This window comes from Fontibacillus forbon, from assembly GCF_046559655.1.
GTDB lineage: Bacteria > Bacillota > Bacilli > Paenibacillales > Paenibacillaceae > Fontibacillus.
In genome coordinates, this window is the sequence record NZ_JBKGFV010000002.1 from 849,199 (window position 1) to 870,151 (window position 20,953).

At 50.2% G+C, this 20,953-nt stretch carries 16 protein-coding genes; 1 reads left to right on the forward strand and 15 read right to left on the reverse strand.

Annotated features, from left to right (window positions below):
* Positions 1–33 precede the first annotated feature (33 nt).
* From serC to ACLB09_RS10930, 6 genes are all read right to left on the reverse strand, one after another.
* Positions 34–1,122 (reverse strand): 3-phosphoserine/phosphohydroxythreonine transaminase, encoded by a 1,089-nt coding sequence (gene serC / locus ACLB09_RS10905; RefSeq protein WP_410769840.1) that lies wholly within the window; start codon positions 1,120–1,122, stop codon positions 34–36.
* Between the two features lie 158 nt (positions 1,123–1,280).
* Positions 1,281–2,165: a hypothetical protein gene (locus tag ACLB09_RS10910; RefSeq protein WP_410769841.1), complete on the reverse strand. Its 885-nt coding sequence runs from the start codon at positions 2,163–2,165 to the stop codon at positions 1,281–1,283.
* Between the two features lie 29 nt (positions 2,166–2,194).
* Positions 2,195–4,921, reverse strand: coding sequence for a GH36-type glycosyl hydrolase domain-containing protein (locus tag ACLB09_RS10915; protein WP_410769842.1), 2,727 nt, complete (start codon positions 4,919–4,921; stop codon positions 2,195–2,197).
* Between the two features lie 118 nt (positions 4,922–5,039).
* A complete protein-coding gene (locus ACLB09_RS10920) occupies positions 5,040–5,876 on the reverse strand; it encodes a carbohydrate ABC transporter permease (protein WP_410769843.1) in 837 nt (278 codons plus the stop codon).
* Positions 5,877–5,878: 2 nt separating this feature from the next.
* The gene (locus tag ACLB09_RS10925) at positions 5,879–6,772 is read right to left on the reverse strand and encodes a carbohydrate ABC transporter permease (RefSeq protein WP_410769844.1); all 894 of its coding nucleotides are present in this window, start codon (positions 6,770–6,772) and stop codon (positions 5,879–5,881) included.
* A 94-nt stretch (positions 6,773–6,866) separates the two neighbouring features.
* Positions 6,867–8,231, reverse strand: a complete 1,365-nt coding sequence (locus tag ACLB09_RS10930) for an ABC transporter substrate-binding protein (RefSeq protein WP_410769845.1) — start codon at positions 8,229–8,231, stop codon at positions 6,867–6,869.
* 404 nt (positions 8,232–8,635) lie between these two features.
* Here ACLB09_RS10930 and ACLB09_RS10935 point away from each other — a divergent pair, with 404 nt between their 5' ends.
* Positions 8,636–9,661 carry a LacI family DNA-binding transcriptional regulator gene (locus tag ACLB09_RS10935; RefSeq protein WP_410770068.1) on the forward strand — a complete coding sequence of 342 codons (1,026 nt, stop codon included), beginning with the start codon at positions 8,636–8,638 and terminating at the stop codon, positions 9,659–9,661.
* Between the two features lie 106 nt (positions 9,662–9,767).
* Here the strand turns inward: ACLB09_RS10935 and glnA are convergent, their stop codons facing one another.
* From glnA to ACLB09_RS10980, 9 genes are all read right to left on the reverse strand, one after another.
* Entirely contained in the window at positions 9,768–11,192 is a 1,425-nt protein-coding gene (gene glnA / locus ACLB09_RS10940) for a type I glutamate--ammonia ligase (RefSeq protein WP_410769846.1), read from the reverse strand.
* 247 nt (positions 11,193–11,439) lie between these two features.
* On the reverse strand, positions 11,440–12,480 hold the full coding sequence (gene aroF / locus ACLB09_RS10945; RefSeq protein WP_410769847.1) for a 3-deoxy-7-phosphoheptulonate synthase: 1,041 nt from the start codon (positions 12,478–12,480) through the stop codon (positions 11,440–11,442).
* A gap of 481 nt (positions 12,481–12,961) precedes the next feature.
* Positions 12,962–13,738: a CAP domain-containing protein gene (locus tag ACLB09_RS10950; protein WP_410769848.1), complete on the reverse strand. Its 777-nt coding sequence runs from the start codon at positions 13,736–13,738 to the stop codon at positions 12,962–12,964.
* Positions 13,739–13,931: 193 nt separating this feature from the next.
* The gene (locus ACLB09_RS10955) at positions 13,932–14,906 is read right to left on the reverse strand and encodes a 4-hydroxy-3-methylbut-2-enyl diphosphate reductase (protein ID WP_410769849.1); all 975 of its coding nucleotides are present in this window, start codon (positions 14,904–14,906) and stop codon (positions 13,932–13,934) included.
* Positions 14,907–14,968: 62 nt separating this feature from the next.
* Positions 14,969–16,426, reverse strand: a complete 1,458-nt coding sequence (locus tag ACLB09_RS10960) for a sensor histidine kinase (RefSeq protein WP_410769850.1) — start codon at positions 16,424–16,426, stop codon at positions 14,969–14,971.
* A gap of 2 nt (positions 16,427–16,428) precedes the next feature.
* On the reverse strand, positions 16,429–17,118 hold the full coding sequence (locus tag ACLB09_RS10965; RefSeq protein WP_410769851.1) for a response regulator transcription factor: 690 nt from the start codon (positions 17,116–17,118) through the stop codon (positions 16,429–16,431).
* 320 nt (positions 17,119–17,438) lie between these two features.
* Entirely contained in the window at positions 17,439–19,091 is a 1,653-nt protein-coding gene (locus tag ACLB09_RS10970) for a S1C family serine protease (RefSeq protein ID WP_410769852.1), read from the reverse strand.
* Between the two features lie 161 nt (positions 19,092–19,252).
* Positions 19,253–19,912 carry a response regulator gene (locus tag ACLB09_RS10975; protein WP_410769853.1) on the reverse strand — a complete coding sequence of 220 codons (660 nt, stop codon included), beginning with the start codon at positions 19,910–19,912 and terminating at the stop codon, positions 19,253–19,255.
* Positions 19,909–20,952, reverse strand: coding sequence for a sensor histidine kinase (locus ACLB09_RS10980; RefSeq protein ID WP_410769854.1), 1,044 nt, complete (start codon positions 20,950–20,952; stop codon positions 19,909–19,911). Before ACLB09_RS10980 ends, ACLB09_RS10975 begins: the two co-directional genes overlap by 4 nt.
* Between the last annotated feature and the right edge of the window lies 1 nt (position 20,953).

The following is a 20,953-nucleotide window of genomic DNA, read 5'->3' on the forward strand; positions in this document are numbered from 1 at the left end:
CCGCTTCAACTTTATCGGTTTTACTTCATAAACTTATCCGTTCGCTTTTTGAAACTCATTCATAAAGTCTACGAGCGCCTTGACGCTGTCATAAGGCACCGCATTATAAATGGAAGCGCGCAGACCGCCGACACTGCGGTGGCCTTTCAGTCCGACGAAGCCTTCCAGCTCCGACTGCTTGGCGAACTGTTTCTCCAGTTCCTCGGAAGCGAGACGGAACGTCACGTTCATGATCGAACGGTCCGCCGTGTTCGCGCAACCGCGGTAAAATCCGCCGCTTGAATCGATCGTTTGATAAAGAAGGTTCGCCTTCTCCCGGTTCTTTTGCTCGATTCCCGTCAGGGAGCCTTGCTCTTCGATCCATTTCAATACTTCGTTCACCATGTAAATCGAGAAGGATGGCGGTGTGTTATAAAGCGAATTGTTCTCCGTATGCGTATCATAACGGAAATAAGTCGGAAGATGCTTAGGCGAGTTTTGCAACAGTTCTTCACGCGCGATCACGACCGTTACGCCGGACGGCCCGAGATTTTTCTGTGCACCGGCATAAACGACGCCGAACTGAGTCAGATCGAACGGACGGCACAAAATGTCGCTCGACATATCCGCGATCAGCGGCACGCTGCCGGTATCCGGATAAGTCTGGAACTGGGTGCCTTCAATCGTTTCATTGGAGGTTATATGCAAGTAGGCTGTATTCTCAGGAAGTTCCAGCTTGCTGAGATCCGGAATCGACATATACTTATCTTCTTCCGAGGATGCCGCTACGAAAGTTTCGCCGATCAGCTTGGCTTCCTTAAGGGCTTTGTTGGCCCAGCTTCCCGTCTTGACATAACCTGCCTTTTTGCCTTCCGTCAAAAGATTCATCGGCAGCATGGCAAATTGCGTTGTAGCTCCGCCTTGCAAGAACAGCACTTTGTAGCCCTCCGGATTTCCGAGCAGCTTAAGCAAACGGCTGGCGGCTTCATTATGAACCTCTTCATATACTTTGCCGCGATGGGACATCTCCATGATGGACATTCCCGTCTCCTTAAAATCGACGAATTCCGCTTGGGCGCGTTCCAGCACTGCCAGTGGCAAGGCTGCCGGTCCGGCATTAAAGTTATAAGCTCTCTTACTCATTTCCCCCATCCTTTCTCTTCCGTGTCTAGTAAGGTTCGAAGTTTTGATAAGGACTATCATAGCAACTATTCTTTTTTCCATCAAGCTGTTATTTCGCTAAGAAGCAGCAGTTTGCAGAATTGACACATTAACGCTTCATTTCGTCAAAGGATTGGGGGTTATTTCGTAAAAAACTCGTACACTCTTGACCATGTTTTTCGTTCTCCCGGAGCCAGCCGCACTTCATAGAATATTTCCGGAGCCACCACGTGGCCGAGCCCCCAGACCGCCGCCGCGGATACCGGGAACCTGCTGATTTCCCGGACGCCGGCGCCGCTCGGGCAATGCAGAAGCTCCCACATCCAGGGGTACTTCTCTCCATCAAAGCCGGGGAGCCGGAAATAAAACGGTCTGTCAGGGGTATGTTCCCAATGGACTTCGCCCTGTTCGAAGGTCAGTCCCGCCAGCGTTTCCTCCTCATCCGCCCAAGGAGATAACTCGAAAGGAAACTTCAGCACATAGTCCGGACCCACGGGGTTGCCATCGATACCGAGAAAATTATGGCAGTATTCCTCTGTTGCTATAATTTTAGTGCCCGTATTGTGCACATCGTAATCCACCGTGAGGCGATTTTCGTCAACCGATACCGTCTTGACCAGGGAAACCGCATATCCCCGGCATTCCTGCGGAATATTCCGGAACGTAATCTTGCGGGTGCCTTCCATCTCGATTTCCGTTGCAAAAGGTTGTACCGGATAATTTCTCGAAAACTCGTAATTTCGGTCGTCAAGCCGGGTCAACAGCCCGACGCCAAGCTTGGGAAAAGGCTCTCCTACTCGCGTGTCCCCATAGCCGATCGCCCGTATAATCCCGAATTCATTGCATAAACCGGCGCCCCCGGTGCCCTGTCCGGGCACCAGGCTTTCCGGAACGCAGAATGAATGGCGGCCTTCGAGCAAGGTAACACCCGTTATAAATCCGCTCCAGTCAAACCGGGATCCCCGGTAATCTCCCGCCTCGGCGATTTCAATCTCCAGTTGTTCATTCTTAAGTTGATAAGCCATTACTGAAATGCCTCCAAACTACTTGCGGGTTATTCGCCCAACACAATTTCAAGCTCATGCAATCCGGTTTCCGGCAGACTTTCGATTGCGTTCCGGTGCAGCAGACAACCTTCTCCCGAAATCACGAATGGGATCGATTCCCCATTGAGCGTAACGGATTGGATGCGGTAGCCGCCGTAATCGGCACCTTGCGGATTGAGATATACGATACGCAGCATGCGTCCGGCGAACAGCGTTTCGACGGAAGCTTTTCCGGCCTCGTCAAACTGCGTCTTCATCAGCTTCGGTTCCAACTGCAAATCTCCGTAATACCCTTTGACCCCGAATACTTCCGTTAACTGGGTCAGCAGAAGCCAACTGGCCGATCCGGTCAAATACGTATACATGCCGCGGCCCTTTTCATTGATGTATTCCGCAATCCCCGGATACATCCGGCTCTTTTCAAAATCTGCGGACAATTTGTATATGGAGTCTAGAACGTCGAAGCCCTCTTTCACAAAACCCCGTTTATATAATGCGTTCGCATACATTACGGTCATATGACTGAACATCGCGCCGTTCTCCTTATGCCCGAAGGCGAATCCGAACGCCCGTCCCAGATCCTGCTGAATGCCTCCAAACCGGGTATTCAACCGGTATCCGATCTTGTCGTCTTTCAAATATTGGTTTACGGCCAAGGATATTTTTCCCACCTGTTCCCCGGTAGCGACACCGCCCATGATGGTGAACACCTGGCCCGTCAATGTCATCCGGACTCCGTTAGGATGGTCGCCTTCTACCCGCTCGGCATGGTCGTTGTAATATCCGTTAAACCACTCATAACCTTCCCGGTTTTTGATCCATTCGTTCCGGCGCAGATGTTCCATCGCCCATTCGCCTTTACGTTTCAAATCTTCGGCTGCCTGGGAGATATCCAGCTTCACCTTGACCCCGGAAACCGACGGGACAATGGAATCATAATAGCGCTGCAGCAAAGCCCGTTTATCGGCAATGCTGTCATAAGCTACCGGCTCCGCCAGAGTATCGAACAGAATCGCCATTTCTTCGGCGATCTCAATGGTGTTCTGACCGTTCTTGGCTTGCATCTCCAGCAGCAAATCGGAAAGTTCAAGCAGGTTGCTCGCATAGAAAGCTGTGAACGCCACGCTTTCGCCGCGGTTCGGCGCCAAGTCCAGGCCGTCGTTCCAATCGGCGCCCTCCAGCAGGATATTACCATGTTCTCCGACGTGGAAGAACGGGGTCATATTTTGCAGCAAAATATGTTCAAGAATGCTTCCTTCGTAGATTTGACCGTCCCGCGTCAGCAGTTTGTTCCCCTGCTCCGGAGTCCACGTCAAATCCCGGTCCTTGCAGCGTTTGACGAATACGTCGCGGAAATAGGTTTGCTGCTGAAGCAGCAGCTCCAAATCCCCGCTTTGATGAATGTACAACAGCGTCGTCAACAGCGGCCAGGCCCCGTGATCCATCCAGACGCGGGGAATGTTGTTGCGGTCGGCAACGAATTCTCCGGGCTTGGAGCCGATAATAGTAGCGTTGCTACCATCCATCCGGACGCCCGCATAGTTGTTAAGCAGCAAATTACGGACCTCCGCAGGCTCCATGACCATGAGGGCCAGGCAATCCTGCCATAAATCCCGCCAGCCCCGTCCCCCGCGGCCATAGTCATGGTACGGAAGGAAGGAGTTGCCGTAAAGCCGCCGCAGAATTGGCTGAAGGGTTACCCATTTCATCCACATATCCTGCTCGTTATCGCCTGTATGAAACGACACTGTATCGAGTTTTGCCCGCCAGTAAGTCTCATTTTCCCCGAGCAGTTGATCAAAACGGGCTTCCGACAGATATTCGGCAGCAATCCGGTCCAGATCCATACGGTCATCGGAGATGATCATCACGATGACGAAGGATACCGTTTGCCCCGGAGCGAGGGAAACCTTCTTAAAACGAAGAGCACCGGTAGCTTCATAGCCTTCAAGTACGGCACCGGACGTAACGGACGGCTCCAGATTCGCCACTACGGCTTCCGGCCAATCGAGAGCGCCGCCTTCACCCGTGAAAACCTCGGTTTCCGGGAAGAAGCCTGCAGGTGCTTCTCCGCCCGCTTCAGCTCCGAACACGCCGTAGGTCACCTTGTTGATCCGATGTCCCCGCTCGTCAAAGGAAAGCGCCGGTTGAACTTCTATACCGTGCTTAGAAGTAAATGTGCGGTGCAGCAAGGAAGTAACATGACGATGATCGCGAAGGTCGTCCGCCGAACGTCCGTAAATCGGGATTGCCGCGGTCGGAGTAATGCTGATCGGGATTTCCCCCGTATTGGTCAGTTTTACTTTCATCAATTCGACCTTGTCATCCGTGACCGGAACGAAATTGACCGTTTCCGCACGAAGGCCTGCGGTTCCATGCTCGCGAGTCACTTTATGCCACAGAAAGCCGCCTTCCAGCGTGCTCTCTTCTTCTTCCCCGGAAAATAACGACGCATTTTGCTTGGCTGAATTACCGCTCACGGACCAGGCGCCGATTCCTTCGATAAACACCCAAAAATTCCGCGAAGCCTTGGAATTGTGCAGGTCCAGTACCGATACCGGCTCCATCAAAAACGTGTTATGACCGGAAGTCATTTCACCGTGCAAATTAGGGGTGATTGCAGACATCATCCCCGCTTCGTTGACCAACGGAAAATACAAATAACTGCTCTTTTCCGGTTGGCCCAGCCTAAATTGCCCATGATCCCCTAGAAACTCCCACTTTTTGCTTTTCATTTGGTTCTCCTTCTCCTTTGGATATCGTAAATCAGCCTTCTCGGCCGGATTCCTGATTTCAGGCAAAAATGAATCCCGCTCTACGAAGGTATGCGGGATTCTGTTCCGTGAAACAGCTTCAGGATTTTACTGCTCCCGCAAGTGCGCCGTCCACGAGGTATTTTTGAATGAAGGTATACAGCACGATTAACGGGGCAGCCACAATGGTAATCCCACAGGCCAAGAGCGGCCAGTTGTTACCGTATTGACCTTTGAATTCCTTCAGACCGAAAGTGATCGGATAGTTGGCTTTGCTCGGCAGATACATGATCGGGCCGACAAAATCATTCCAGATACCGATTGCCGTCAGAATAACGCCGGTAGCAATGACCGGTTTCATCAGCGGAAGAATCATTTGGAACAAATAACGGAAATAACCCGATCCGTCCATCCCGGCCGCTTCATCCAGTTCCCGGCTGATCGATTTGATATAACCGACAAACATCATGAAGACGACGCCGGTGCCGGATGTTTTCAGAATGATGTAACCCAGCTTCGTGTCATATCCGAACATGTCCAGACTTTCGCGCATCGACAACATGAGCTTGTACTGAGCAACCATCGGGTTCGGCAGAAATTGGGACAATAGGAAGAACAAATAGATGAACCCAGCCCATTTGACATAACCGCGGGCTACCGGGAAAGCGCCCAATACGGACACGATGATGGTCAGTACGGTTGCCACACCAGTATAAAGTACGCTGTTCAGGAAATAGTTCGCAAAATTCCCCTCCGTCCATGCGGTAGCGTAATTGCTCCACTGGATTTCCTTGACGAGGCCGATCGGATTCATCAGATATTCGGGGTATGATTTAATGGAAACATTGAGTACGAGAATCAGCGGAACCACATATAAAACCAACAATATGGCAATTACGGCGTAGGACAGCACTGTAAACGATTTGGAATTTTTCATGATTAATATTCCACCTCTCTCTTACGCGTCTGTTTCACCGCAACTACGACGAAGACGAGAATGATCAGGAACTGCACGACAGACAAGGCGGATGGAAGGCCCATCTCCAGACTGCCTCGGAAGGTTTCCTTATAAACGTCATAAGCCATCGTTCTCGTGTTAAATCGTCCATCGGTCGTGGCCAGAATGATATCGAACGTAGACATCGCGCCGATAATTGAAAGCAGCATGTTCACGGTAAAGGACGGAGCGATCAACGGGAAGGTAATATGACGGAAAGATTGCCATTTGTTCGTACCGTCGATATAGCCGGCTTCATACAGATCCTTCGGCACCGATTGCAAGCCCGCCAGGAAAATGAGCATGGAGTAGCCCATGTACATCCAGATTTGAACGAAAATAATATAACCGAACGCATGCGTAAAGCTGGCAAAAAACATATCTTTATATCCGAAGAGCCACTCATACAGCATATTTACCGGACCGCTCATCGGGTCGAACATCATACTCCAGATCAGAGCGACAACGGCTACCCCGAGGACGACCGGCAAGAAGAATACGGCACGATAGAAGTAGTCGCCGCGGAGCCGTTGATTAATCAATACGGCAACGAATAAGGCGACCCCATTCTGAACGATGGTAACAATGAACATGAAGATTAATGTATTAATAATGGAGCGCCAGCGTTCTCCAGAGTTTCCGGAGTAGAAAAGATCGTAATAATTATCCAGGCCGACAAAATTCATGGAACTGCCGGGTATATTTTTAACGTCGGTAAAAGAATAAATCACTGTCATTACGGAGGGTCCAAAATAGAAGACAAGATACAATCCCATGGGGATCAGCAGTAATAAAAACGGTATATATTTCGCAAAGCCTTTGCCAAATGGATACATCTCTCTCACCTCGCAGGTCCATATCAAATAAATGATCGGGGTCTGCCTACGCAGACCCCGAGGGCAGTATGATCTTTATAATTGTCTCTCTACATTATCTTGGAGCTGCGGCTTCCCATTCTTTTTGTTGTACGTCAGCCAATTCCTTAGCGGTTTTAAATTCTCCGCCCGGTGCCAGATATTCTGTATGCACGCCTTCTGCAGCGAGATGTTCGCCCACGTTTTCGCGGTTGATCATCATGATTTCGTAAGCCAATTCAAAATCTCCGAGGTAAGGAGTCAGTTCGTTATCGATAAACTCGCTGTCCGTGGAAATGTTGTCTTGGGTAGGAATAAATCCTGCCGCTTTGACGAATTTCGTGTAGTTCTCAGGCTGCGAGAAGAATTCCAGCCATTTGATTCCGCCCTCTTTGTTCGGGCCTTTCTCGGCAACGTACCAGGTTACGTCGTATTTTCCGACGAAAGAAGCGTTTTTCGCCGCATCTTCGGTAGCCGGAACCGGGAAGTAACCGAATTTCAGATCCGGGTTCGCCGTAGCGATTGTAGGAGCATCCCACGATCCGTCAGCCAGCATAGCTACTTTTCCTGTAGCAAAGATCGCAGGAGCGGAAGCATAGTCGATTCCCATGAAACCGTCGATCATGTAGTTGTCCTGAATCGTTTTCATCTTGTCGAGTACTTCAACAGCTTCAGCGTCGTTAAATGCGGTTTCGCCTTTCCAAACGCCCTCGATCCATTTTTGCTGATCACCACCGCCCAGGATTTTCGCTTGAAGCGCAAATACCGGCAGTTTCAAAGGCCATACGTCTTTACCGGCCACCCCGATCGGAGTGATTCCTTTAGCCTTCAAATCCTCGCAAAGCTTAAGGAATTCGGACCAGGTTGTAGGCACTTTCAAACCGTTGTCTTCAAAAATCTGTTTATTGTAGAACAGGCCCGACATGGCCACTTTACCGGTAGGAACGGCATAAACCTTGCCATTGTATGTACCGGCTTTTTCGATATCGTTCGCGTTCCAGTTTTTCACCAGTGCCTGATCCGAAAGATCGGCAATCAGACCGGAATCGATCCATTGTTGCCAATCCGGTGTTTTCGCACCCGGTGTCCAATCTTGCGGCGAAAGTCTCATCCCCGACAAGTCGGCCAGGACGTCAACATCGTTTGCCGTGATTCTGGCTCTTTGGGCTTGTTTATATTCGTCGTCCGGACCTGTAGTGGTGTATTCGACTTTATATTCCGGATATTTCTCTTCGAATGCTTTGTTAATCTCATCCATCGCTTTGTTAATGTTTTCTTGCTTCCAGTGGAGAATCTTTACGACTTTCTTCTCGCCGGATGCTTTGTTGTTTCCGCCTTCATTTGCAGGCGCCGCGTTTCCGCCGTTATTTCCGCCGCCACAAGCCGCAAGGCTGAGCGTAAGAGCGCTTGCCAGTACCAAGGCTGATATTCTCTTTACCATGTTGTTACCCCCTAGTTTGATAAATAAGTAGACAACCCTTTTCGGATTGGACCGACCGTGAAGTTCCCTAAAATTTTCGTTGGATCTTCATCGAAATCGAAAAATTCATTAAATTCTCCGAAAGCGGTTTCGTCATGACACATTATTGCATCAATCCTCCTGTTTGTAAAGGTATTTTTTATAAAAATCTTCACGGAAGGAAAAACGCTTTCTTTTAAAAGCTAATACCATGGATATTCCCTTTAATACCAATGATTTTGACTTCATTAATTACAGAATCGGCCTATGACTTTTCGGATTGACTTGCTTGGAAGTAACATGTAAACTAAAATTACGAAAATGTTTCGTAACAGTATTCTCCCACGAAATGAACTCTTTCAACAGAAGGGGGCATCACCTTGCCGATCAATATTAAAACGATTGCGGAAATGGCGGGTGTTTCAGTATCGACCGTATCCAAAATCATTAACAACTATAGTGATATTTCTGAAGAAACTAAAGCGAAAGTTCACGAAATTATGAAACAGACCGGCTATGTACCTTCAAATTCCGCGAAAACGCTGGCCACCAAGAAATCCAGTTTAATCGGCGTGATCTTTGCCGGAAAACTGAACATTGACTTCACCCATCCTTTTTTCGTAGAAGTACTCAACTCCTTTAAGAAACAAATGGGTTTCCTCGGGTACGACCTCCTGTTCTTCTCCAATGAAAAATCCCATGCGGTAGACGGGGACTACTTGGCCCGATGCCGACACTTCCAAGTTGACGGCTGCATCATCGTTACGGGACAGCAGGTGGAACCCTCGATCAGCGAGCTTGATCATAGCGAAATCCCTTGCATCGGCGTGGATATCGAGCTGAAGGGGAATAGTTCCGGTTATATTATGTCCGACAACTACAAAATGTCTTACAAAGTGGTTGAACATTTCTATCTTCAGGGATATCGGGAGCTGGGATACATAGGAAGCACACTGGAATCCGATATTTCGAATATGCGGGAGAAAGGGTACAAGGACGCCATTGAAAGCTTCGGGCTTCCGGTAACCGAAACCTGGTTCGTTAACGGGGAGAACTTTTTCGAAGAAAGCGGCTATGAAGCGATCAACAAAATGATCGATACCGGCAGCCTGCCAAGGGCTATCTTTGCGGCTTCCGATTTAATTGCCATCGGTGCGATGCGCGCTTTGAAGGAGCATGGATTCAGCGTTCCCGAAGACGTAGCCATCATCGGCTGCGATGATATTGAAGCATGCAAATATACGAGTCCGGCCCTGTCGACCATCCGCCAAAACAAGGATAAGATCGGCAGACTCGCCGCTTCCTTATTATTCGACCTGATTAATACCCAATCGGTAACCAGCAATGTGGTCGTGGAACCGGAGCTTGTCATCCGGGAATCCTGCGGGAATACATTGAGAGTCCGGCTTTAATCCGAGGCCGCCGCGAGTTTCTGAGGGCGGCCTTTTTTATTTGGTCAAACAACAAAAAACGGCTGAACCCGGAGTTTCGGGTTCAGCCGTTTTTTGTTTGTCTTGCTTACAGATCGTAGTACAGTCCGAATTCGTAAGGATGAACGCGGATCGCTACCGATCTGGCTTCTGCGCGTTTCAGATCGATGAAATTATCGATGAATGCTTTAGTAAATACGCCACCTTCTGTGAGGAATTCATAGTCGGATTCCAAAGAATTCAAGGCCTCATCAAGAGATCCCGGAACGCTGCGGATACCCGCTTTTTCTTCATCAGACAGCTCGTAAATGTTTTTGTCGAACGGACCGTAACCTTCTTTGGTCGGATCGATCTTACGTTTGATTCCGTCCAGACCGGCCATCAGCATAGCCGAGAATGCGAGGTACGGGTTTGCCGTGGAGTCCGGCGTACGGAATTCGATCCGGCAGCCTTTAGGCGTAACCGCTGCGACCGGAATACGTACGGCTGCCGAACGGTTGCCCTTCGAATAAACCAGGTTCACCGGAGCTTCATAACCCGGTACCAGACGTTTGAACGAGTTCGTGCTCGGATTCGTGAACGCAATCAAAGCCGGAGCATGATACAAGATCCCACCGATATAGTGCAGCGCCGTTTCGCTCAGGTTTGCATAGGCTCCTTTTTCGTAAAACAAAGGAGTATCTCCGTTGAAAATCGATTGGTGAACGTGCATCCCGCTGCCGTTATCTCCGAACAATGGCTTCGGCATAAAGGTTGCCGTTTTCCCGAATTGAATGGCCGTATTGTGTACGATGTACTTATACACCATAAGGTTGTCTGCCGTTTTCAACAAGGTATCGAAACGGAAGTTAATTTCAGCCTGGCCCGAAGTCGCCACTTCGTGGTGATGGCGTTCCACGCGAATGCCTGCTTCATCCAAAAGACGGCACATTTCGCTGCGGATGTCCTGCTGTTTGTCAGCCGGAGCAACCGGTACATAACCGCCTTTCACCGGGATTTTGTAACCGAGGTTTCCGCCTTCCTCCGTACGTCCCGTATTCCAGATCGCTTCCTCCGAATCTACCGAATAGGAAGTTTTGTTCATTCCGCTCTCATAACGAACATCGTCAAAAATAAAGAACTCCGATTCCGGCGCGAAGAATGCCGCGGTACCAACGCCGCTTGCTTTCAGGTATTCTTCCGCACGAACCGCGATGCTGCGCGGGTCTCTCTCATATCTGTCCCCGTCCGGCGTAAAAATGTCGCAGAATACGTTCAGCGTCGGATGAGCCGTGAAAGGATCCACGAATACCGCGCCATGGTCCGGCATCATCACCATATCGGACTCTTCAATTCCGCGGAAGCCCGGGATCGAAGACCCGTCAAAAGCAACCCCGTTTACAAAAGTATCCTCATCTACCTCTTTAGCCGGAAGAGTAATGTGATGCGCGCGACCGGATAAGTCAACAAAACGAAAATCGACCCACTCAATTTGCTTTTCCTGAATTGTTTTCATAACCAACTCTGCTGACATAATGACTTCCTCCCCAAATCACGAACATTAAATCTCTAAATCTGGTTTAACGTTCATCCTTTATAATTATTCTGTCGTCATTATAGAACTGCACGATGAATATCGTCAATAGCTATGTAAGGTATTTTTATACGTCATGTAAGGTATTATTACACTAAGTACAAATTTGTCGACAAAAAGTGTAAAAGCCCTCCCGCTACTACATGCGGGAGGGCTCAATTTTGAAAGGAAATCACTGGATTTGCTTTTAAATTTGCACGGCCTTCGGCGTGTCAAACCGTTTGCCGACCAATGGAGCCAGCTTCTCCAGGTCCTGCAGCAAAGCCGCAAACTGGTCCGGGAAGAGAGATTGCACGCCGTCCCCTGTCATCGAATTGTCCGGATCGGTATGCATTTCGATAATGAGTCCGTCCGCGCCGGCGGCTACGGATGCTTTGGTCATAGGCTCGACAAGTTCCCGGCGACCCGTTCCGTGGCTAGGGTCGGAAATGACCGGCAAATGGCTCAGGTTTTGAAGTACAGGAATCGCCGACAAATCGAGCGTATTCCGGGTATAGGTTTCAAACGTGCGGATCCCCCGTTCGCAGAGCATCACGTTAGGGTTCCCGCCGGCCAAAATGTACTCGGCGGCATTCAGGAACTCATCATACGTAGCGCTGAACCCTCTTTTCAACAGCACGGGTTTACCGCAGGTTCCAAGCTTTCGCAGCAGATCAAAATTCTGCATGTTGCGGGTACCCACCTGCAAAATATCGGCGTATTCGGCGCAGACGTCGACATACTCCGGAGTCATAACTTCAGTAATGGTCAGCAGACCATGCTTTTTGCCTGCTTCGGCCATCATGACTAGACCTTCTACACCAATGCCCTGGAAGCTGTACGGGCCCGTACGCGGCTTAAAGGCACCGCCGCGCAGTACTTGCCCACCTGCCGCCTTCACCAGGCTTGCGATCTCGTCGATTTGCTCAGGTGACTCCACAGCGCAAGGACCGCCCATAACGACCAGATCTCCGCCCCCGATCTTCACGTCTCCGATGTTAATCACCGTATTTTCAGGGTGAAAGTCGCGGCTCGCCAATTTGTATGATTTAGATATTTTAATGACATTTTCTACATCCTTCATCTGCCGCAGATGTTCAGCCAGCTTCGGTTCGATTTGGCCGATCAGGCCGATAACCGTCCGGTCTTTCCCGCGGGACACATGGGTTTGCAGCCCTTCCTTTTCGATGACTGCGATAATTTCCTGAACGCGCTCCTCTGGCGTTTGATTGGAAGTAATAACGATCATGATTCCTTCATCCTCTCATTTGAACGGGTTACCCCTATTTAACTCGATGTAAAGCGTTCGTTCGCGGAATGCTATTTCGCTTGAACGCTTGTTCGCTTTTATGCTTTTATCCATTAAAGTAAATATAACGGTTTTTACCTCTCCCGTCAAGCCTTTTCGCCGAATTAGTTGCCTTCGGACTTACATGCTGACGGCTTGATTGGATAATATCCAACCATGCAGGGCGTAGTCCGACTCCTCCTGATCCCTGATTGGAACATTTCCAATCAAATTGTCCAATCCAGCATGATATCCGGTCTAATGGGCATTTTCATTGGATTTTGTCCAATGAAAGATCACAATCGCGGCCTCTCCCCGATCTTCATTGGAAAATCCCCAACGAAGACAGTCGTGCCTTGCCATAAATCCAAAAAAAACGGTGCGGAAATAAATATCCGCACCGCTCTTCTCTTAATCGCTATTGTCATGCATTGATCTTTACTTATCTGCCCACAAATTCTTGAGCCCAGTAGCCGTTATAATAGCCGACGCCGATCAAATTGTAATTGGCATTCAAAATATTGGCACGGTGCCCTGCGCTGTTCATCCAGGCATTAACGACTTCCGCAGGTGTTTTTTGTCCCATGGCAATGTTCTCACCGGCATAGCTGTAGCTGATACCGAACTTCTTCATCATGTCGAAGGGTGAACCGTAGGTTGGGGACGTATGATCGAAATAATTGTTCTGGCTCATGTCCTTCGCTTTTGCCAAAGCCATGTTGTTCAGTTCCGCATTTCCGGTGAGCGGCTTCAACCCCTGTTTAGCGCGTTCCTGGTTCACGAGCGTAATCACCTGGGTAGCGAACTGCGATTTGTCCGTGCTTGATCCGGTTTGGGAAGAAGAGCCCGAGTTAGTTGTGTTGCCTGTGTTGCCTGTGTTGCCTGTGTTGCCTGTGTTGCCTGTGTTGCCCGTATTACCTGTGTTGCCCGTGTTGCCTGTGTTGCTCGTATTCCCTGTGTTGCCGGTATTGCCCGAATTGCCGTTCTGAACCGTTCCGTTCGTTCCGCCAGTCGTACCTTGATTGCCGTTTTGCACCGGTTGCTGCTTATAGATTTGATTCCAAGGAATCGAATAGAAGTAGGTTTTCCAATAGGAAGTAGTATTTGTCGAAACATTATTGGACGCTGCCGAAGCCGATGCAGGCAAAACGAGACCTGCGGCCAGAATGGCGGTCAATCCTCCGGTAATCAAATGTTTTCTTATTTGGGTTGTTCTCATGCTGTCATCTCCTTGATAGCTAGTTTGATATAGTAACAATTTTGTAATCTTTCTATCAGGAGTATAACATGAATCTGGCCAAGAAGGACCCCGCAAAAGTTGGTAATAGAACAGAGAAATCTTTCCTTCATTAAAATAAAACCGCCCTTTGGGAGGCCATCCAAAGGGCGGTTATTGTAATGTCCGTGCTTGCTTATTGGCTGCGTACCTCGTCGGTTTTAGTCTTTGCTCCCGCCTTCACCGGAGGCAGCAGCTTCTGCATATTAACGGTCCTTACGATTTCCCAGGTCGCCGGATCTTCGGGCTCGTACTGCTCCAGGTAAGCGATGACCTCTTTCGTGATCGGCGTAGGCGTCGACGCGCCGGAGGTCACGGCTACCTTTTGAACGCCTTGCAGCCAGTCCCGATTCAATTCGCTTACGTCCGCGATCCGGTAAGCCTTAACCCCGGCAATCTCTTCGGATACCTGGGCAAGACGGTTCGAATTGTTGCTGCGCGGGTCTCCGACCACGATGACCAGATCGGCTTGACCCGCTTGTTCGGCCACGGCCTCCTGCCGGACCTGAGTCGCCAGGCAAATCTCGTTGTGCACCTCGGCGCCCGGGAACTTCTCCAGCAGTTTTTTCATAATATGCTTGATGTCCCATTGACTCATCGTCGTCTGGTTCGTAATCACGATCTTATCGGCCGTCACTTCCAGCGCCTCGATCTCTTCTTCCTTCTCGATCAGATGAACTTTGTCCGGCGCTACGCCGACGGCGCCTTCCGGTTCGGGGTGGCCTTTTTTACCGATATAGATGATTTCATAACCTTCCGCCACTTTTTCCCGAATCAGAACATGCGTCTTCGTGACGTCCGGGCAGGTTGCGTCCACGGTAGTAAGGCCTTTGTCCCGCGCCAGCTTCCGTACTTCCGGGGACACGCCATGAGCCGTAAAAATGACGGTTCCGCTCTCCACCTGCTCCAGAATTTCCATCCGGTTGGGACCGTCCAGCGTGATAATGCCTTCATCCTCAAAAGAATTCGTGACATGACTGTTATGAACGATCATCCCAAGTATATAAATCGGGCGCGGAAGATCGAGGTTTTTGGCTGCTTGTCTAGCCAGTACCATCGCATCGACAACCCCGTAGCAGTAACCGCGCGGCGAGATTTTAATAACTTCCATTCCTCTATCCCTGCTTTCTTGTTCCCGGTTTTCCTTCCGGAGGGAACCCCCTCTATTATAGCCTATTCCGGCAAGGCATTAAAGACGACTGGGAGCCAGATTACGAATGTCGTCCCCTCGCCGAACTTGGTCATGACTTCGACCGATCCTCCATGTTCGTCAATGATCCATTTGGCGATCGATAAGCCAAGCCCTGTTCCCGGCGTTACGCCGCGGGAGGGATCGGCCCGGTAAAACCGCTCGAAAATATGGGGAACCTCGCTGCGGTCCATGCCGATCCCGGAATCGGCGATGCGAATCCCGATCTGCTCGCCCGCCCGGATCGCATCCATCGTAACGCTGCCTTCGGGCGTATATTTAAAGGCATTTTCTATAAAAATAAAGAGCATTTGCTGCAAATAATCTTTGCTGCCAAAAACGCTGGCCCCGTTCAGCACCTCTAGATCGCCTTGCACCCATACCGAGTTACGTGGCAAAAACTGCGCCCTGCGGATCACTTCCTCCACCAGCGGGGCCATCGGCACCATTTCCCGTTGAATCGTCTGACCGGCATCCGCGCGGGCCAAGGACAGCATATCGTTTACCAGCCGGCTCATCCGCTGGGATTCGTCCGCAATATCATTCACGGCCTCCAGCGAAAAGTTCCGCAGCCGCTCCTCGTCCATTTCAGGACGAGTCCCCTCTTCGGCGGACCAGATTTTTTTAAGCAAATCGACATTCCCGCGAATTGTAGTTAAAGGGGTGCGCAGCTCATGGGAAGCGTCGGACACAAACCGCCGCTGCGTTGAATAGGCTTCGTCCAGCTCATTATAAAATCCTTCCGTCCGGGCCAGCATACTGTTGACCGTGCCGATTAAGCGGCCGATTTCATCATTCGGTCCATCATAGTCGATCCGTACGCTAAGATCGTTACCGGTCTGAATCCCGCTCGCCGCCTCGATCACCTTGCCGATCGGCGCCATCGATTTACGGGCAAGGAACAAACCGAAAGTGCTTGCCGCTAAAATCGTAATGAAAGAGCCGATAAGCAGAATCGTTTTCATCCGCTCCATAAGCCGGTCTTCGGCCCCGGTATAGGCTGCCAGTTGAACAAGCCCGATTACCTTCTCGTTCAAGCTAACCGGAACCTGGTACAACAAAAAAGAATAACCTTTCAACTGCGTATTTTGAAACCTGACAATCTCCGAAACCTCACTGGAATCCGGTACCGGAAATTGCAATTGGCGATCCAGCATATTCCGGGAAAATCTGGTGTAGCCGTTCGTATAATTATGAATTTGGACAAACAATTGCGCATCCTCAAGCCGCTCTGCCTGCATAGGATCAAGATACAGGTCAAGGCCTTGGGAAAGACTGAAATTTTGCGAGTTTTTGATTCTCTCCGCCTGCTCTTCGAGCCGATTTTTTACTTCCCCGTACGTATAATACCTGACAAATCCGTACATCGAAGCTCCGAACAAGATCAGGGTTACTGCCAAAATCCCCGTATACCAGGCGGTTAGCCGCCATCTCATCGACATCTCTAGGAGTCTCCTCTCAGTATGTAACCTGCGCCGCGGATCGTCTGGATAACTCTTTTGCCGCCATACTCCTCCGTTTTTTGTCTCAGCATCGCGATATAGACCTCCAGCACATTGGACTCTCCGCTGTAATCGTATCCCCAAATTTTATCCATAATCAGATCGCGGGTCAGCAGCCGCTTCGGATTTTGCATAAACAGGTGCAGCAAATCGAATTCCTTTGCCGTCAGTTCCAATCGTTGACCGGCCCGTAGCACCTCACGGGAATCCATGTCCATAAGGATGTCTTCAAAGGCAAGACGATGACTCTCGGCTTCGCCGGCCGGTTCTTTCCGTCTTAGCAAAGCGCGTACGCGTGCGAGCAGTTCCTCCAACGCAAATGGCTTGACCAGGTAATCGTCGGCCCCGGTGTCCAGGCCCTTTACTCGATTCTCTACTTCGTCTTTGGCCGTCAGCATCAGCACGGGAACCGTACTGCCCCCTTCACGCAGCCTGCGGCATACCTCAAACCCGTCGATTTGCGGCATCATTACGTCCAAAATAATCAAATCGGGGTCTTCCGATATTACACGCGATAACCCTTCTGCCCCATTACGCGCAGTATGTACGTCATAACCTTCAAAAGCCAATCCCCGCCGTAGCATGGAGGTGATTTTCTCATCGTCATCAATGACCAGAATCGTGGATCTCACTTACCATCACTCCTTTTATTCAGGCGTTCCCACACGCGTATGCATATGTCGACACTACAAACTGTCAGGCAGCAGCCCATAATTTCTTCTCACCATTTTATTTTAGCAAAAAGGACAGATTTTTTAGAGTCCCATTGGATATTTCCAATATAGTTGCCACAAGCGGGTCCTTTGGCGTTATTTGCTTGGAAAGATCCAATGGGGGTAATCTACCTCCCCTTAGATTAGAGCTTATGCCGTAAATCCCGGTTTAAAAAAAGCGGCAGGCCTCAGCCTGCCGCCACTCTTCCTCGGACATGGTTCCCGCCCGGTACTCCAGGTTACTCCAGATTGCTAAAATCGTTCTTATTGCCGATCGTGATTTTCAGATCCATCTTGCGGCCGTCGCGAACTACATTAAAGGTCACTTCGTCACCAACCTGCTGTGTCTGAATGTACTCGATCAGCGCTTCTTTAGTGGCAAAGGATTTCCCGTCCGCTCCGGTGATGATGTCGTACGGGCGAAGATCCGCATTATAAGCCGGGGATTTGAAGACGATATCCGATACGACGGAGCCTTCCTTCACGTCCGTTCCCATTTGCTTCGCCACTTCATCGGTCATCGTCATCAGCGTTGCGCCGATAAACGGAACCGGTTTTTGCGGGATTTTCTCATTATTTTTCAGCTTATCGAGCACTTCGCTAATCGTACTTGTCGGAATCGCAAAACCGATCCCTTGGGCGTCCGAACTTACCGCTACGTTAATTCCCACGACTTCCCCGTTCAGGTTCAACAGCGGACCGCCGGAGTTACCAGGGTTGATCGAAGCATCCGTTTGCAGCAGGTGTTCGTATTCACGGTTCTTTTCTCCGTTTTCGCCGGCAATCGTAATGCCGCGTTCCTTCGCACTGAGTACGCCGGCGGTTACCGTGTGGTCAAAACCTTGCGGGTTGCCGATCGCCACGAGCCATTCGCCGACTTCCGTGTTGTCGGAGTTGGCCAGCGGAATCGAAGGAAAGTTTCCGTCGCCTTCGATTTTAAGTACGGCCAAGTCCAGTTCATAGCTTGTGCCAAGCACTTTGGCTTCATACGGCTTATCCGTATCCTGAACCGTAACTTGAACAACGTCGGCGTTGTGCACCACGTGCTCATTCGTCAAAATATATCCGCTCTTATCGAAAATAAAGCCGGAGCCGATTCCCGTAGGGACAAGCTGAGCCGATCCCGAGGACGATCCGCCGTTATCTTCCGAATTGCTTCCGCCACCGAAATCATCTCCGAAGAAATAGCGGTAGAACGGATCGCTGCTGTAGGGATTGCTGCCCGACCCTTGCTTGCTCGAGCTGACCAGGGTTTCGATTTTCACAACCGCCGGTCCCGCTTGCTGCACGACATTAGTCACGTCGCCAGGATTCGTAATCGGGTAAAGCGCCTGCGTAGCTTTGGACGAAGAAGAACTGCTTTCGTTTCCTTTCGAGCTGCCGCTTTCGTTTAAAGTCGAAGGCGCTGGCGCTGCCACGCTTGCCGCCGGCTGATCTCCCGTGAATAAATTTTCCCTGTCCGCAAAAACCATCGCTCCGGTCATGATCAGCATCCCGGCCAATACGCCTGCCAATACCGACTTGAAAGACGATTTTTTCGGTGGTTTGTTAAACTGCCAGTTACCGGAATTTTTAGCCGGCGAAGAGGATCTTCCGTCTCCGTTGGCACCGCCTCCGATACCATCACCCGAAGAATGAATCTCGTAAGAAGCCGGAATCGGCCGAACCGGCTGCGGTCTGGTGATTTCCACTTCTTCCGGCTGCCGGCGCTCATACGGATATCCTCCGCCATCGTTGTTCTCGCCGTCTTTGCCATAGGACTGAAAGGGTCCGTACGAGTAATAATATGATGAGCCGGAACCTTCCGATTGCCGGGGTTTATCGTCGTTATTTCCGTTGCTGTTCATGTCCTCCCCGAAAGGCTGACCCGATTTGTTTCTTTCCTCATCCATGGTGATGTACCCTCCTTCCCCTGTTCCTTACAGGGGTTATCTTGTTTTCTTGTTCTTATTTTGTACTATAAACCTTAAGCGTACCTTAAAAACAATTAAAAAGGAGATAAAAGCGAATGAGTAAGGAATAAATTTAAAGAGAACGATATAAAGATGTAGGATTACTGTTTGGAGACCCATCCCTGTCTATGGGCATAAATGGCAAGCTGCGTCCGGTCTTCAAGCTCGCATTTCATCAATAGATTGCTGACATGCGTCTTCACAGTTTTAATGCTGATGTGCAGTTCCTCGCCGATATCCTTGTTGCTTTTTCCTTCCGCGATCAATAGCAGCACTTCTTTTTCCCGTTCCGTCATGCCGGAATCGTCACCCTGAACCGTCCGTTGGCGAAGTCCCCGAGTCAAAGCCTGAGCTACGTCCCCTGTCATCACAGGCATACCCCGGTAAGCCCCTTGCAGCGCATAGATCAACTCTTCCGCGGACACGGTCTTCAGCACATAGCTGACCGCTCCGGACTCCACCGCTTGCACGACCAGCTCATCCTCAAGGAAGCTTGTCAAAATTACGATTTTCATTCCGGGAAACCGGCTTAGCACCGCTTTCGTCGCTTCGGCGCCGTTCATGACCGGCATCATCAAGTCCATCAGAATGATATCCGGCGGTCCTTGCTCCACTCCTGCTTCCAAAACCTGCAGAGCTTCCTGGCCGTTTCCGGCTTCGGCGATCACCACAAACCCGGGATCCAGCATCAAATAAGTTTTAAGCCCCATCCGTACCATGTCATGGTCGTCCACGATCATCACCTTGATTTTTTCGCTCATTCCCGCTCTCCCCTTTTGCCGTCTTCAAACTTTGGAATATGTACCCTGATCGTCGTTCCCGCTCCGGGCTTACTGATAATTTCCACGTGTCCCCCAAGCTTCTCCGCACGTTCTCGCATCGTCGTCAAACCGTAAGACCCCTGTTTCTGAGATGTGCCGCTGAAACCTTGTCCATCATCACTAATGCTGAGCACGACCTGCCTCGGCCCTTCCCGAAGCGACAGACTGACCATTTGGGCCCCAGCATGCTTGACGATATTCGCCATCGCTTCCTGTGCAATCAGGAATAATTGATGTTCCTTCGCTTCCGACATGTCGCCTTGCAAATCCATGTCCTTGATTCCTTTAAGCCCATTTTGCCTGCAATAATCGGGAAACCACTGGTCAAGCGCTTCCGCGAGCGTCTTTCCGACCAGTTCCATCGGACGAAGCTGGGCAATTAACGCCCGCATTTGCTTCTGCGCCGTATTGGACATCAAGATGAGCTGATCCATGACCACATGCGCTTGGGCTTCATTATTTTCCAGTACCTTAGGAAGCGAGGAAGCCGCCATATGGATAGCAAACAACTGTTGGCTAACCGTATCGTGCAAATCACGGGCCAGTCTCCGCCGTTCCTCAAGAACGGCCTTCTCCGCGGCCTGCTCCTTCTCCACCACTTCCTGCTCGCCAAGTTGCTGCAGAAGCTGCATCTTTTTTTCTACAGCATCCGTCATATTGTTGAATTCCTGGTATACTCCGGCAAAAGTCTGATCCACCGTTTCCGGCATACGTACCGATAAATTGCCTTTAGCTACCTGGAGCATGTTCAGATGCATCAGATCTATCCGCCCCTGGATACGCCGTCCGGCGACATACCCGATAATGAGCGTCAAAACGACGACCCCCGCCATATCGTAGATCCATACCCGGGAATCATTGACCACAATGACCCCGGTTACGGTCCCGATATAGAGAGTAATCGCCGCCAAACCGCCTGTCAGCAAAAAGAAAAGCAGAAGCTCCCATTTCGTGTTTTTTAAAATCCGCTGCACCATCATA